13 protein-coding genes are annotated in these 14,262 nt (G+C 58.6%); 6 read left to right on the top strand and 7 right to left on the bottom strand.

The features are described from left to right. Positions 1-205 precede the first annotated feature (205 nt). Positions 206-1,657, bottom strand: coding sequence for an aldehyde dehydrogenase (locus FH08_RS0114000; protein ID WP_031358921.1), 1,452 nt, complete (start codon positions 1,655-1,657; stop codon positions 206-208). 52 nt (positions 1,658-1,709) lie between these two features. Then, complete coding sequence (gene mdlC, locus FH08_RS0113995) at positions 1,710-3,329, bottom strand: benzoylformate decarboxylase (protein WP_031358920.1); 1,620 nt, start codon at positions 3,327-3,329, stop codon at positions 1,710-1,712. A gap of 686 nt (positions 3,330-4,015) precedes the next feature. Here mdlC and FH08_RS0113990 point away from each other — a divergent pair. Beyond that, complete coding sequence (locus tag FH08_RS0113990) at positions 4,016-4,693, top strand: ferredoxin reductase (protein WP_031358919.1); 678 nt, start codon at positions 4,016-4,018, stop codon at positions 4,691-4,693. A 119-nt stretch (positions 4,694-4,812) separates the two neighbouring features. On the opposite strand, the gene FH08_RS0113985 is transcribed toward FH08_RS0113990, so the two are convergent. Then, the gene (locus FH08_RS0113985; RefSeq protein ID WP_235210360.1) at positions 4,813-5,862 is read right to left on the bottom strand and encodes an urea transporter; all 1,050 of its coding nucleotides are present in this window, start codon (positions 5,860-5,862) and stop codon (positions 4,813-4,815) included. Between the two features lie 314 nt (positions 5,863-6,176). Between FH08_RS0113985 and FH08_RS0113975 the strand changes: the two genes are divergently transcribed. Next, positions 6,177-7,085, top strand: coding sequence for a LysR family transcriptional regulator (locus FH08_RS0113975; protein WP_031358917.1), 909 nt, complete (start codon positions 6,177-6,179; stop codon positions 7,083-7,085). A 116-nt stretch (positions 7,086-7,201) separates the two neighbouring features. Here FH08_RS0113975 and FH08_RS0113970 read toward each other — a convergent pair whose 3' ends face one another. The 3 genes from FH08_RS0113970 to FH08_RS0113955 all read right to left on the bottom strand — a co-directional run bounded on the left by FH08_RS0113970 (position 7,202) and on the right by FH08_RS0113955 (position 10,124). Further along, complete coding sequence (locus FH08_RS0113970) at positions 7,202-7,966, bottom strand: DUF4410 domain-containing protein (RefSeq protein WP_031358916.1); 765 nt, start codon at positions 7,964-7,966, stop codon at positions 7,202-7,204. A 340-nt stretch (positions 7,967-8,306) separates the two neighbouring features. Next, on the bottom strand, positions 8,307-9,335 hold the full coding sequence (locus tag FH08_RS0113960; RefSeq protein ID WP_031358914.1) for a GSU2403 family nucleotidyltransferase fold protein: 1,029 nt from the start codon (positions 9,333-9,335) through the stop codon (positions 8,307-8,309). A 147-nt stretch (positions 9,336-9,482) separates the two neighbouring features. Continuing rightward, positions 9,483-10,124 (bottom strand): transporter substrate-binding domain-containing protein, encoded by a 642-nt coding sequence (locus tag FH08_RS0113955; RefSeq protein WP_160172470.1) that lies wholly within the window; start codon positions 10,122-10,124, stop codon positions 9,483-9,485. Between FH08_RS0113955 and FH08_RS0113950 the strand changes: the two genes are divergently transcribed. The 4 genes from FH08_RS0113950 (at position 10,032) to FH08_RS0113935 (ending at position 13,060) form a co-directional block, all read left to right on the top strand. Then, positions 10,032-10,394: a LysR family substrate-binding domain-containing protein gene (locus FH08_RS0113950; protein WP_051888264.1), complete on the top strand. Its 363-nt coding sequence runs from the start codon at positions 10,032-10,034 to the stop codon at positions 10,392-10,394. The two genes, FH08_RS0113955 and FH08_RS0113950, sit on opposite strands and share 93 nt — an antisense overlap. 62 nt (positions 10,395-10,456) lie before the next feature. Then, the gene (locus FH08_RS0113945) at positions 10,457-10,957 is read left to right on the top strand and encodes an ester cyclase (protein ID WP_031358911.1); all 501 of its coding nucleotides are present in this window, start codon (positions 10,457-10,459) and stop codon (positions 10,955-10,957) included. 367 nt (positions 10,958-11,324) lie between these two features. Then, the gene (locus FH08_RS0113940) at positions 11,325-12,047 is read left to right on the top strand and encodes a hypothetical protein (protein ID WP_031358910.1); all 723 of its coding nucleotides are present in this window, start codon (positions 11,325-11,327) and stop codon (positions 12,045-12,047) included. Between the two features lie 362 nt (positions 12,048-12,409). Then, positions 12,410-13,060 carry a hypothetical protein gene (locus FH08_RS0113935; protein ID WP_235210359.1) on the top strand — a complete coding sequence of 217 codons (651 nt, stop codon included), beginning with the start codon at positions 12,410-12,412 and terminating at the stop codon, positions 13,058-13,060. 94 nt (positions 13,061-13,154) lie between these two features. Here FH08_RS0113935 and flhC read toward each other — a convergent pair whose 3' ends face one another. Continuing rightward, positions 13,155-13,814, bottom strand: a complete 660-nt coding sequence (gene flhC / locus FH08_RS0113930; protein ID WP_081889468.1) for a flagellar transcriptional regulator FlhC — start codon at positions 13,812-13,814, stop codon at positions 13,155-13,157. Between the last annotated feature and the right edge of the window lie 448 nt (positions 13,815-14,262).

Here is a 14,262-nt window from a genome sequence, read left to right as displayed (position 1 = left end):
ATTTTCTTGAGCGAATTATGTGAGCGAGGTTCGCTCTTTTGATATTGCCAATTAGCGTAAAAGTCATGACCTTCTTGCATGACCTTGTCGACTTTCCACTAGCGGGGGTATCCGCCCTCGCTTGTTTTCGATAATTTTTATGAGGATCGCTTAACGATCTTTACCGTCGGTGGACGACGCGGCCGTACGCGCCACGCGTCCCTCATCAGAACGGATAGTGACGAGGCGTGGTTTGCACAGTGATCCAGCGCAGATCGGTGAATTCCGCGATGCCGGCCTTGCCGCCAAAGTGACCGAATCCGCTGCCCTTGACGCCACCAAAAGGCATCTGGGCCTCGTCGTGCACCGTCGGGCCGTTGATGTGACAGATGCCCGACTCAATGCGCCTGGCAACATTCATCGCGCGCGCGATGTCCCCGCTGAACACCGCTGAAGACAAACCGAATTCGTTGTCGTTGGCGCAGGCTATGGCCTGCTCGTCGCCGTCCACGCGCACGATCGCTTTGACTGGTCCAAACGATTCCTCGTGGTAGATCCGCATGTCGGCGCTGACGTGGTCCAGTAGTGTGGCCGGCATCAGTGTGCTGTCGGCCTTGCCGCCGCACGCGAGCTTTGCGCCTTTCGCGAGCGCATCGTCGATCAACGCATTGCATCGCGCGACGGTAGTCATGTCGACAACCGAGCCAAGCACGACCGGTCCGTTGCGCGGATCGCCCAACGGCAGTTCGACCGCCCGGGCGGCGAACCGGGTGACGAACGCGTCGGCCACCTTGCGATCCACCACGATACGTTCCGTCGACATGCAAATTTGTCCCGAGTTGGCGAACGCACCGAACACGGCCGCATTGACTGCGGCGTCAAGATCGGCATCGTCCAGCACGAGCAGCGGCGCCTTGCCGCCAAGCTCCAGGACCGCTGGTTTGAGGTACTTCGCGCAGCTTGCAGCAATGACCTTGCCGACCCGGGTCGAACCCGTGAAGTTGACGCGCCGCACCTTGGGATGAGCAATCATCGCTTCAACGATCGGGCCGGCGTCCGCTGGTGCGTTTGTCACGAAGTTCACTACGCCCGCGGGCAATCCTGCTTCCTGCAAGGCATCAATGATCAGGCCATGCGTTGCCGGACATATCTCGGACCCTTTAAGGACGACCGTGTTGCCGCACGCGAGCGGCAGCGCGATAGCACGAACCGCCAGGATCACCGGCGCGTTCCACGGCGCGATCCCGAGCACGACACCGGCCGCTTGGCGCACGCCCATTGCAAGGCTGCCAGGTACATCGGATGGAATGATTTCGCCAGCAATTTGCGTGGTAAGCGCTGCTGCCTCCATGAGTCCGGACGAAGCCAGATGCACGTTGAACCCGGACCAGATAGCCGACGCCCCGGTTTCTACCGCCATGGCGGACACAAAGGCGGCGTGCTTTTCTTCGATGACTTGCGCGGCACGCATCAACAGTGCGCGTCGCTCGCCCGGCCCTGTAGCGGACCACGCGGGGAACGCACTCGCGGCGGCATCGACCGCGGCGAGCGCGTCGGCCACTGATGCGGCCGGTGCACGCGTGGCGACCTCGCCATCCAGTGGATTCCTGCGCTCGAAGGTCGCGCCGTTAGCTGCCTGGACTGCTTCGCCGTTGATCAACATGGCAATGGTTTTCATCGTCTGTCTCCTGATAATTTTTATGTAAGCCGTGGTCGTTGCACCACGCGCGCTAAGCCACGATGGTTTCTACCAGCATCGGCCCGGCGGTGTGCAAAGCTTCGTTCAATACGTCTTTCAAGCGCGCGGCCTCCCTGACCGCCGCGCCACGACATCCCATGCCGGCAGCAAGCATCACGAAATCCAAACCCGGGAGGTCGGTTCCCTGTACCGGATCGGTCGGTGCAAAGCCAAACACCGGCGCAAAATCCTGCAATGCCGCGTATCGTGAGTTGTTAAGGATGACGAATGTAATAGGCAGATCAAGCTGAACCGCACTCCATATAGCCTGGATCGAGTACATGCTGGAACCATCGCCAATCAGCGCGATTACCCGGGTACCCGGCTTGGCGAGGGCCACACCCACTGCCGCAGGCATGCCGTATCCAAGGCCACCGCTCTCCATGGTCAGGAACGTGCCGCTGCGGGTGAACGGCAGATAGTCCTGCATGACCGGCCGGGCACTCGGCGCTTCTTCAACCACGACATCGGCCGGGTTGCGTATTTCGGCAAGCGTTTGCAGCACGAATGCCACCGACATCAGTGATGAAGCCTCGGCGCGTGGAGGCGCGCGGCGAACTGGCGGCAGCGGACGTGCCCTGGGCGCGGGCCGCGCCAGCAAGTCCGTGACGCCCAGCCGGATGTTCCCGACCGTCGCCGTGCCGGTCGGGGTCCAGGCGGCCACACCGGGGTCATCGATAAGCTGGAATAGTTGCGCGCCCGGGGGGACGTGCGGACCATTGCCTTCCACGTGGTAGGTGAACGCGGGAGCACCGAGCACGCAGATGAGATCATGGCCGTCCAATATCTCGACGATCTTCTCGCGCATGGCGGGAAGGAAACCGGCGAACAGCCGATGATCCTCAGGAAAGCTGCAGCGTCCCGACATGGGCGCCACAAAAACGCGTGCCTGATGACGTTCGGCGAGGCGCACCACTTCGTCCACCGCGCCCGCGCGGTCCACGCCGCCACCGACGACAAACGCAGGCCGAGCGCATTGATCGAGCGCGTCACCCATGCGCGCCAGCATGACAGGATCGGGCCGCGTCACCGTGCTGACGTCGCTCACCGGCACGTAGTCCGCCGGTTGATCCCAATCATCAGCAGGAATAGAAACGAACACTGGTCCACGCGGCTCCTGCATGGCGATGTGATAAGCGCGCGCGATTGCCAGCGGAACGTCGGCAGCGCGCGCCGGTTCAATACTCCATTTCACGTAAGGCTTGGGTAACTCGGTTGCTTGCGTCGACGCCAGGAAGGGGTCGAATGGAAGGATCGAACGGGCCTGTTGTCCGGCGGTCACGACAATCGGTGACCGGTTACGAAATGCCGTAAAAATATTGCCCATCGCGTTGCCGACACCCGCTGCCGAATGCAGGTTCACCAGCGATGCATTACCCGTTGCCTGCGCATAACCGTCGGCCATTCCGACCACAACGGCTTCCTGAAGCCCAAGTACGTAGCGGAAATCGGCCGGAAAATCGCGGAACATCGGCAACTCGGTCGACCCCGGGTTCGCAAATACCGACGTCATTCCCACGCGTCGCATGAAATCGATCACGGCGTCGCGGACCGAAATGCGCGCGCGTTGATCGCGACTTGAACCAGCTTGCTGTGGGGTGCTGCCTGTCATGCAAATGCCTCCTGAAAATCCAGTGAGTGAGCGCTTAATCCGTTGCATGATTATCCAATCGCGCACACATCGTGAATATTGCCTTTTTAAGAGAAAGGCATTACTTTTTCGCATGACTTTGAATCATGGTTTTCGTGGAGGCGCTTCGCGGCGGAGATTATCAAACGCTACCCACGTCATCAGCTTCGGATAGGGGTACTGGAGCAGATACGCACGAGATTCCCTACTCCCGATCCTTCCGCTTTCCACTTCCTCCACATGTTCAACGATCTTTAGCGCTGCCGCCGTCTCTTGTGCAGAAGCGGAATCGCCGCCCGACAAGCAAGATCGCATTTGCGGTATACCTGCAATTCGTCGCGACACCATATCCCCGAGCGTGACAAACCGCTACATTTGAGGAACAGCACGATCGCTCACGAGTATCTTCCGACCGCTATTTAAAGCGGCGCCAGCGACATTCGCACTCAGATTGCCGACCGTCCGGGCAGTGCTTTCCCGGTACGATTTCCCCGTTGCTTTGCTGTGATTCGTCCCTAAACGGATCGCCCGCTTCACTAGACCCATGCGCTCCCATCCGGCCCCGGAAGCGACCGTGTGCGCTGAGTTATTTACAAAAATTCTTTGGATCTGGATGTAAATGAATTATTAATTCTCGATCGCTAACAATTATTGATTAGGAACACGAAATGGATACGCTTTCTGTTGTTGTTCGGAGGAAATGGGCCGTAGCACAGGACATTGTCGGCCTGGAGTTAGTCGCGGACGCACAAGTCAAGCTCCCCGCATTCGCGGCAGGCGCGTACATTGACGTGCACATCCCTCAGCACAAATGTGCTGAAAGCGTCGTTCGTCAGTATTCGCTTTGCAACGGTCCGGCGGACACGGATGCCTACGTACTGGGGATCAAGGAAGATACCCGGTCCCGGGGAGGGTCAGCCACTATTCATCGAGACGTTCTTGAAGGAGACAAACTGTTCATTGGCCTACCGCGTAACAATTTTCAGTTGTTCGACTCTTCGCAGAAGGCGCTCCTGTTCGCTGCAGGTATTGGAATCACACCGTTGCTAGCGATGGCTCAAGAGCTGGCGTTTAATCAGCGCCCATTTGATTTGCACTATTTCGCGCGATCGACCGAGTGTGCTGCGTTTCAGGACCGCTTGAGCGAAATGGAACACAGCGGACACGTCAATTATCACTATGGGCTCACGCCTGAGGCAACCGACCGTGCGGTGGGCTATGCCGTCGAAGCGGCTCCATCGAATACCCACGCCTACTGTTGCGGGCCGACGGCTTTTATGGACGTCGTCGCCGCTCACTTGCGACAATGGATATACCCTCAAAACATCCATTTGGAATATTTCTAGCCGACCCGGCAACGTCGCGTCGCGCGACGTTCGGCATTCGTTGCCTAAGAGACGGTTCGACAAATCGATTCGATGGAGCTTACGCAGGAGCGCCGGATCCAGATGACGCGATGCGGCGATCAGTTTTGTGCGTGAGCGACATGGGAGTCTTTGTTGTTGGCGCGTGCATTGAAGCGCTGCTCGAGCAACTGCACAGCCCACGAAGCCAGCACGAAAGGCGCGGTCATCGCGGGTATGCCAACCGCTGACGCCGCGAGCTCGATCAGCAAGGTCAAACCAATGGCTGAAAGCGCCGCTTTGACACCGAACCGGCACGTCGCGAGCGCCGCTAGCGCAGGATTGAAGCCGCATGTACCGCTCTGCAGCATGCCCGCGGATGTGCCGACAAACGTATATAGCGCAAGTCCGAGCGCGCTACCACCGAGCGCCCATGCGGCGCGTGACGGCCTCGCCACCAGGAGGCCGACGAGAATCAAAGCCCCCGCAGCAGGCCCCGCGGCAAAAGTGATCGGCGCCAGGCCTGCGACAATATCTTGGAGGCCGGGCCGAAGGAATGCAGGGGCGACGCTAAAAAGTACACTGACAAGGCTGTCCGCGTTTGCCGCGGCAACCACTCGCGCTGTCGCATTTGGGACGGATGGGTCCGCGAATAAAGGTAGCCAAGCCCATGTCACAAGCACTGCGGGACTCGAATAGGCCGGCAAATTCCAACGGCTGAGCGCCCGCGTGAGCCTGTTCGACAAACCGGTGGCTAACACGGCCGCGAGGATTGCGACGGCACTCGCGCGCGAATCGTCATGGATGAAGGTAAACGCAGCAAGTGCCGCGAGCCCTCCATTGAAGCCATGCAAGTCGTTGAGCGTTGTCGGCGAACCATGGTCATCGAAGATATGCGCGAGCACATTGCCCGTCAGCGTGCCGATTAACAATGCGCATGCAAGGCGGGGGCTGAAGCACAATAAAGCGAGGACAAGGATCCCGCCTGTTGCTGCGTTTCTCTGCAGCACGATTTGGCCGATGCTCCGCGCGAAGCTGCGGATCTGGATGGTAGCGTCGGTATCGACTCTGATTGCAATTGTCATTGTGAGCGAGGACAGCTTGACACGCGTGGCGATCGTGAGCGCAACGCAGATGAACCGACCGGCAATCAATCGCCGCTCGAATTTCATGCGTCTTGTCTCCGACTCGATCATGTCGAAGCTAGCGAAACTTATCACCGTCAATAGTTTCAACCCATAGCGAGGAAGCTATGCACGATATATTGTTGCGGCGATAGGTCATGCTTCGGCAGCGTCGAAATCCATTCTTCGAGCACCGGAACACGCCCGTTACGTTGACGTCTATGCCGCGTGACATCCAGCTTCCAGAAAGCGGCCTTCATCGGCAAAACCCACTCTCCGGCACGCGTTTTCGTTTTAGCCTTTATTGTTAAGGGAAATTGCGTTGATCTGCTCTCCTTTTAGCCTTCCGCTCCCAAGCAATCATGACCTTTAGTCTTCAGCAGCTTCATGCGTTCACGACAATTGTCGAAAGCAGCAGCCTCGGTCGCGCGGCGGAGGTTCTTCATGTGACGCAGCCGGCTTTGAGCCGGACGATCAAGCGACTGGAGGAAGAGCTCGGCGCCCCTCTGTTCGAACGTCATTCGAAAGGCATGCAGCTGACAGCGATTGGCGAGGCCCTGCTCCCGCACGCCACCCTGCTGCTGCATGAAGCCGACAATGCGCGCGAAGAGATCGACGCGATCCGCGGTCTTGCCAAGGGCACGATCCGGGTAGGCGCCGTGGCGAGCATTGCAACCCTCGTGCTGCCCTTGGCGGTCAGCGGCGTGCTTGCTCGTTGGCCGAACTTGCGCGTGCAGATCATTGAGGGCGTGTGGGACCGGCTCGCCGACAGCCTGCTTAAGCAGGAGATCGACCTTGCGCTCAGCATGGCCGTGCCCGATACGGAGGAGATTACAGCCATATCCGATTGTTGCTGGGAGGACACGAGCTACGTGGTTGCTGCGCTCGATCATCCGCTGCGTTCGAAAACGGAGCTATGCCTGGCGGATACCCTCGATCAGCAGTGGTGCATCCCGCCTCGGGGCACTGGCCCATTCGAGCACATGCAGCGTGTATTTGCCGAGCATGGGCTGCCCATGCCGGAGATCGCGGTCGAGACGCGGTCCATTACTGTCCTGAAGAGTCTTGTCACGCGTGCGGGGTTTTTAAGCTGGATGGCCGCGCCCATGTACGACACTGAAAGCGCGGCCGGCGTGTTCGATACCCTGCCCATTCCAGGGCTCGTCGCGCGCCGCACGCTAACGGCCTTCCGACGTCGCCAGGGCATCCTGCCGCGCCCCGCCGTCATGCTGCTGGAGCAGCTAAGGCAGTTGACCGCGACCGCTGCATAAGCACTGCAATCAAGCTGGATGCCACCGGTTTGTCCATGTTCTCCGGTGCCCGGCAGCTTGATAAAATTCCTATACTGTTTCGCCGAGTTTGATCCTGGACCGGGCGGCCCGGATCACTAGCCCTTGATCCGGTCAGGCGTCATCCAGCCCTCACTCACGCCGACCTGCGCAACCTGCTTCGCGACGGAATCGGCCAGGCGCTTCGCATCCTCCGACACTCCGGCGTGTTTGGTCTCGGACACAGCATGCAGACCCACGCCTGCCGCTGCCGATGTCGCAACGTGTCCGGCAGCGGCACCAATACCCGCTGTTTCCACCACGCCGGGCGCCTTGCCGCTGTCCGCATTGGCTTCGAAACTCTGTACCAGCCTCGGCGTTTCGCCCGCCGGTTGATACACGAGTTGCACGGACGTGCCGACCTGGCTTTTTCCCGCGCCCAGACCAACCAGCATCCGGCGGCGGCGATTCCCGGCATCGATAGTCTCGAAGCTGCCTTGCACGATCAGGATGTTCCGGTCGGTAGGCGCGGGCGAATCCGCACGTACTGCGCGCAGGCCCATTGACTGGAGTTGCTTGACGATTTCATCGGCCACCTGCTCGCGCACTTCAAGCGCATCGTCGGCTTGCTTCTTCATGGTCGACGCACCGTCGAATTGCGTCTTCACCTTCTGGAGCAGACCACCGTCGAGTTTCACCTGCTCCGGCGTGCTCTCAAACGCGTAGACATAAATGGTCTCCGGCCGCACCTGCGCCGCTGCGGGAAAAGCACTCACGTTGGTAACGCCGCCAGCACAGCCGGTCAACAAAACGGCACAAAAAGCCAAGGCGGACAGTGCGCGAAGCGTGCTTCGTCCGGCTAACATCTTAAGAATATTCAGCATGTTCATCCTCTCATCGACACCATCGTGTCTCGATTATTCAATCACGTCGTCCGATGAGACAAACAAGTTTGGATAGCTGATCATCGGCGCTCTCTGCGTGCGGAAAACGCCTGGTTGAATCTGCGTTAGATCTGCGCGTTCTGGCGTTCCTGCAACGAAGTGAAGTATGAATGAATGACCGCGCGATCTCCATTCAACAATTATGTCGCGGGATGTCACGCGCGGCATGGCGCTCGTTTCATCAGATGATTGACTGAGCGCGCCGCTTGGGGTGGCCGGGCTTCTACCTTCGGCCGAGTTATCACCTTTAATTTAAATAGAGGTGATAACTCTTGGCATTTCATCCAGTCAGACTCGCGAGGAAATCCTCGGCTTCGGGGGAAATATCCAACGTCATGGCCACGGCATTACGTGCTCCCGATGCGGCCCGCTTGCGACCCTTCGAGTCGAGAGCCGCCACGGCATCTTCAAGATCGGTCGGATGCTTTTCCAGCACGGCACTGATGAGCGTCACCGCCTGATGCAAATCCTTTTCATCTTTCAATGCGCTCGTTTTCGAGCGAAGCGTGCTGACGATCAGCTTGTGAATGGCGAACCTCGCCGGACTCGGCACCTTCACCGGCACGACATGATCTCGCCCAAGCACAATGCCTGGCACCTTCTCAGCCATCAGATACTTAAAAAAGGGCAGCCCCATTGCATGCGCCTTCAACGCGGGAATCGGCTTGGACGTGTAGGTATCGTCGCCTGCGACGAGTAGATCCACCTTGAGATCTATTCCCCTCACCTTGAAAGACGTTGCGTGTTTCCGCGGATCGAGGCGAGGCACTTCCAAAAATTGAAGACCGCTATTGCGCAAGACCTCAAGAAAGCTCTTGTCTTCCGGGATCGCGACCGTTATTCCTTGAGTCGTGCCGATGTCGACATCGGCGGTCAGATAGTTTTTAGGCGATCGAATACCGAGGCTGTTGATCAGAGTGCCGTAAGCGTGTGTCCCGACAAGCACACCGCCATGCTCGAAGATGCCGGCGTTGTAGATGGACGCGATCGTGAGCGCCGCCGAATTATCGGCGGCAGCGAAGCCAGCCTTGCGTAGCTGGGATGAGCGATGCATCAGCGTCTTCTGCTCGGCTTGAATCGATTCGAGCTTGACGAGTTTATCGGCAGTGGCGGGAGCGTCGGTCCGCCCGAGCAGTTCCTCTTCACGCCTGCCGGCCTTTGTTCTCCGCCAATACACATAGTCGATACCCTTCACCGTCCGCTCGATCTTCAAACCGGGCGACTCAAGTGGAATGACCGCTTGCGACTGTGCGGTGTCTTCCAATTGCGCGAAAAGCGTTTGAAAAGCGAGTTCGTGAAACGATGGCATGGGCGCTCCGAGTTATCACCTTTAATATGATTGTAGGTGATAACTTGCCGCGCGTCACGATCGCAAGAATAGTTTGACGCTTGGCCGCGCTAACCAGCGCACGCTACTCGCGCAGAGAACAATTTTCCCGTCGACCAAGGCACGATCTTAGTCCATAACAACAGGATCGATCTCCGCAGCAGTGAGCCCATAGCGCTCCATCTTGCTTCGATGATCCGGCGACTCGACGTACTTGCGCAGTTGGATATCGAATTCATTGCGCAGATCCACGTTAGCCTTGGCGAATGAGAACGCGCCTTTGGGGGGCACATATGGCGTTGCCGCCGCGAGATCGTGCGAGACGGCAGACAAGGCCGCATTCCCCATGCGTTGCACAAGCGTGCGGTTTCCAAGCGCCGTGCTCGCGTATACGTCGATGCGGCCCTCCAGCAACGCGTCGATCGCTTCTTGCTGGTGCTCGTACTGGTTTATCCGCAACTCGGGTACACCGAAGCGTCTGGCCGCGTCGTGTTGAACCTGACCCGTGATCACGCCCAGCAGCGCGTCACCGGCCCGCGCCAGCCCCTCATAGCTCGTCAGATGCCCTGCGTGTCCGGTGCGAACCAGGAACCCGTCGTACAAGGCCCAGACAGGCACGCTGAACGCAACAAGCTCGGCTCGCTCCGCCGTCACGAACAAAGGGACATTAATATCCCAATGCCCCGCAGCGACGCCGGGCAGCAGCTCGGAAAACGTCGTTACAATGAGTCCTTTATTGCATATCCGCGGCAGGCGGGCGTAGCCGTACACGAGCAAACGGTGGCGTTATGCGCGAAGCGCGGCTTCGAGCCTTACGTGGTCCAGGAAGCGCAGCAGGCGTCCACGCTGATCGGTCTGACAGCAACCGGCCTGGGGATCGCGCTGGTGCCGGCCACACTGAAGGCCATCGCGATACCGTGCGTAGTGTTCAGGGAACTCGACGACGACGATACCAAGACAACGCTTTATATCGCCCATCGTCATGGCGATGTGAACTCACGCGTTCAGCAGTTCGTGGAACTGGCGCTTGCGCTGAGATAACCACTCAGCCTGCAACCTGCCTGCAACCTGCCTGCAGCCTATTACTCAACGGATTTCATATGATGCCCAATACACTCTTCCTTCGCCGCGCGCTCGCGGCTACTGCACTGCTTGCCATGGTCGTGAGCCATGCCGCCTGCGCGGAAGATAGCGCGATGCCGGCCTATACGGGAACGCGCAATCTCGCCCAGGAGGAGAGCAACCGCGCACTGGTCGTGCGTTTCTACGACACGGTATTCAACCAGCACGATCTGAGCATTGCCAGCACCGTGCTCGCGCCGAATTACATTCAGCACAACCCGCATGTGCCAAGCGGGTCGGCGCCGTTTATCAGCTTCTTTACGGAGCGCTTCAAAGCAAACCCCGAGGCACGCTCGCAAATCGTGCGCAGTGCAGCCGATGGCGATCTCGTGTTTCTTCATGTTCACTCGACCGGCAATCCGCAAGATCGGGGCAATGCTATCGTCGATATCTTCCGCGTCGATCACGGCAAGATTGCCGAACATTGGGATGTGATTGAACCGGTGCCCGAGCACGCGGCTAACGACAACACGATGTTCTAACTAAAAATTGGTAAGCAGCGGAAACAGCTCGTAAGCACTGCGGGAAACCGCGCACTCCTTCTCATATCGCACGCCCAAACCCGGTGCGATGATTCGACACGCAATACGCTTCGCCGCGCATCGTTCACCCGCAAGCCCGGGGCTTCGATGCGTGGCGTCGAATAGAAGTTGGGAATCAATGCGCTACGCGAGGCTTATCATGACCCATCACGGCAATCCAGTATTTGCTGGTTTCTCAAACCGGCTTCATGTGCCCACAACGGCCCAATGCGGTCAATGGCCTTCAGCAACGCCGCAAAGCGTCAGGCTCGAGGAACAAACCACAAGCATGTCATTCGATATGCCTGCGTTGGTGATCAACTGAACCATGAAACCCACCCTTCTTGCCTGCGCACTTGCGCTAGCTGCCGGAGTGCTGTCGCTCACTCCGTTCGTCAACGTTCACGCAGACCCGGTCGCGCACGATGCGAGCAGCGCCAGAAGCCAAGCCGCTGATCAGAAAAGGCGCCTTCAAGATACGCCCTTCGAGTTCCGTGGAATTCCTCTCGGCATCACCCTCGACGAATTCCAGGCAGGAGCGACTGTCAGGGCGACCCCGATCGACAGCGTGCCGGTGTGCGAAACCGATGTGATCGCCGGCTCCCTCGGCATGAGCCTGAAGACACGCGAAAGCCTGACGGTTGCCTGCCGCTGGGCGCATCAACAAGCCAGTGGCTGGGCGATATCACGCGCAGTGGTCGACGGTGCGCCGGCGCAGGACCACATGCTGCGCTTCGCACGAGTCAACGGACAAACCACCTTCAGGCTGTACGAAATGTCGTTCGTCATAGACGAAGGCACCGCCGCCGATCTGCGCCACGCGCTTGCGGACCGCTATGGCGCGCCGCGGGCTGGGGCTCACGCATCGGCCTCCACATCTGCAAGCAACGCGCTACCGGTCTACGAATGGGAAAATGCGGTGAGCTCGATCACCTTGCGTTTCCTCCCGGCTACGCGTAATGCCACGCTCGTCTATCTGCTGAAAGCGCCCGACGCCTGGGTTAAGTCCGTTGTGCAGCAATGGAAAACCAGCAGCGTTGATGCGAGCTGACGCAAGTTGGCAAGTGCTCCTCCCGTGCAAGCTGCATGATTTTTCGACCGCTGCGGAAAGGTTGAGAAAGGGCGTGCGGGAGCCGTCTGTTGCTTGCCGTTTCACCGTCGGCTGAAATACGCGACCATGGAATTGCGGTCAGACGATCCATTGCCTTGCACAAGTCGAATCGCAACAAGCGCCCTCTTCATCCCAGGAAGTCAATCATGCAAGTCAGCAGGAATGTCACTTGTCTTTATCGCGGTCATTTCATCATCAAGAGCGCATTGGGTCGAGTCAGCCTTACCGCAAGCGTGCAAGCTCCACACGAATTGCACCTGCTCGCTACCCGCTGAAGAACGCAAACCAGGAGTGGCAGTGTCATGGTTAGCTCGATCGAATGTAGGGTTGAAGGATGCAGTTCGGCCATTGTCGAACCCGTCATTCGCCTCGGCATGACCGAGGTCTTCAAACCAACCGGCGGCATCGCTTGCCGGGTTAATCGATCTCTGCGTAATGTTTCGCTTATCTGCGCCGCGCTCAGCCCATGCTTGTTATCCGGCTGCGCATTGACCGTGATATCCGCGGTCGATGCAGCCGGCTCGGTCGTACAAGCCGGCCTGAGCATTGCGTCCAATCACGCGTCACCCACCGTTATCAATGGTGATCAGGCATCTCTTCATGCCGTTTGCATCGAGTGGAATTCCCTGGTCCCCGTTGGCGACTTTGTCCCCGCATTGCAATACGCGTTGCATAAACGCGGAGTGGAGTCGACCGTGTATGCGCCAGGGACATCACCGCCCAATTGCGAAGCCACACTCGTCTATAGCGCCGCCACGGATTGGGGGCATCGGACATTCACCGACGGATACACCCAGTACCTTTCCGCCATCAACCTCACGTTGCTCCAACGCGGAAAGATCGTGGTCGCTGCGAGCTACGCGACGAGCGGCGCCAAGCTTGACCGCTTCGCGAGCACGGCGACCAAGGTCACGGCGCTTATCGACAAGATGGTGGTTGCAACGTCGGATTGATTCGAGATTGAAGCGCCAATGCGGCCGGAAAGGCCGCACCATCATCACGAGCGCGGTAACACGCACCCGGGACTCGCAGACTCTATAGCGTGGCTCAGGCAGCCTGCCCGTAGGATGCTTCGTGCTGAGCCCGCTCCGCGTCAGCGCAGGCCGATAGAGTCGAACTCAACTCCTCTACGACCTCTGACTTTACCGTGCTGCATTCACCTGCGGTTTCGTCTTCCGTGATTCGCGGAACGGCCTTGGCGCTCTTGCCCGCCCGTGACGGCGGCTGGCAGCTGCCGCACACCGCGCCGTGAGCCGCGTCTTGCTTGCGCGTGACGAACTTGCCCGTGCAGCTGCAGCATCGGGTCAACTGAAGGATGCCGGCATCGAAGAAACGCACGAGCGTCCACGCGCGCGTGAAGCTCAACATAATGTAGCTGTCGTGACGCTCGCAATGCTCGAGATAAAGCTGATAGCCCTTCGTCAATGCATCGAAATGCGAACAGCCCGCAAGATCCTTGAGGAACCTATAGATGTTGTAGAAAAGCGATGCGTGGATATTCGGTGCCCATGTCAGGAACCAGTCGACCGAGAACGGCAACATGCCCTTCGGCGGAGACACGCCCTTTACTTCCTGATAAAGGCGAATCATGCGGTCACGAGAGAGGTTGACTTCACTTTCCAGCACTTGGATACGTGCACCGAGTTCGATCAGGATGGCCGCCCGCATCACGTCCTGAGCGTCTTCAGTAATGCTTTTCTTCGCCATTGGCGTATTCCTCTTCTTATACAAACTGCTCGACGGGTGCATCGGCCAGCGCAATGGCCCTGAGCCCAGGATTCAAGCCCGGGAACCGGGCACTTGCAAGAACGACTCTGCCCTCCGGGTCCGCGCTTCAGCCCGATTATGCGTAATCAAGGTGCCGTTGAGATCGATCACCCGATCCTCAGACGCCCGAAGTCCCAGGAGGAAAAACATAAGCAGAACCCCGGACATGAAACCTACCGCACCGCCGATTAGCAACATGCTCCCTCCGCGAATTTTACAGAGCCTAAAAAATATCGTCGATGAATTGATCAATTGATCGTTTGACGAAAACCTTAGGAGCAGCGTCACATTGTATTGGTAACAAGCTACCCTAAACCAAATGATGCTCCTTTCCTCTCAAGTAAATTGCGTGGAAAAGACAAGGCTTTGCCCTAAGGCTTACGGAGTA

The sequence above is a fragment of the Caballeronia sordidicola genome (assembly GCF_000729995.1).
GTDB lineage: Bacteria > Pseudomonadota > Gammaproteobacteria > Burkholderiales > Burkholderiaceae > Caballeronia > Caballeronia sordidicola_A.
The sequence above is the reverse complement of the archived record's forward strand: the minus strand, read 5'-3'. Positions and strand labels throughout refer to the sequence as shown.

What these genes read in the sequence shown, in the direction of transcription:
- FH08_RS0114000 (WP_031358921.1), bottom strand. Translation starts at nt 1,657, where the DNA reads ATGAAAACCATTGCCATGTTGATCAACGGCGAAGCAGTCCAGGCAGCT.
- mdlC (WP_031358920.1), bottom strand. Translation starts at nt 3,329, where the DNA reads ATGACAGGCAGCACCCCACAGCAAGCTGGTTCAAGTCGCGATCAACGC.
- FH08_RS0113990 (WP_031358919.1), top strand. Translation starts at nt 4,016, where the DNA reads ATGGATACGCTTTCTGTTGTTGTTCGGAGGAAATGGGCCGTAGCACAG.
- FH08_RS0113985 (WP_235210360.1), bottom strand. Translation starts at nt 5,862, where the DNA reads ATGAAATTCGAGCGGCGATTGATTGCCGGTCGGTTCATCTGCGTTGCG.
- FH08_RS0113975 (WP_031358917.1), top strand. Translation starts at nt 6,177, where the DNA reads ATGACCTTTAGTCTTCAGCAGCTTCATGCGTTCACGACAATTGTCGAA.
- FH08_RS0113970 (WP_031358916.1), bottom strand. Translation starts at nt 7,966, where the DNA reads ATGCTGAATATTCTTAAGATGTTAGCCGGACGAAGCACGCTTCGCGCA.
- FH08_RS0113960 (WP_031358914.1), bottom strand. Translation starts at nt 9,335, where the DNA reads ATGCCATCGTTTCACGAACTCGCTTTTCAAACGCTTTTCGCGCAATTG.
- FH08_RS0113950 (WP_051888264.1), top strand. Translation starts at nt 10,032, where the DNA reads ATGCCCCGCAGCGACGCCGGGCAGCAGCTCGGAAAACGTCGTTACAAT.
- FH08_RS0113945 (WP_031358911.1), top strand. Translation starts at nt 10,457, where the DNA reads ATGCCCAATACACTCTTCCTTCGCCGCGCGCTCGCGGCTACTGCACTG.
- FH08_RS0113940 (WP_031358910.1), top strand. Translation starts at nt 11,325, where the DNA reads ATGAAACCCACCCTTCTTGCCTGCGCACTTGCGCTAGCTGCCGGAGTG.
- FH08_RS0113935 (WP_235210359.1), top strand. Translation starts at nt 12,410, where the DNA reads ATGGTTAGCTCGATCGAATGTAGGGTTGAAGGATGCAGTTCGGCCATT.
- flhC (WP_081889468.1), bottom strand. Translation starts at nt 13,814, where the DNA reads ATGGCGAAGAAAAGCATTACTGAAGACGCTCAGGACGTGATGCGGGCG.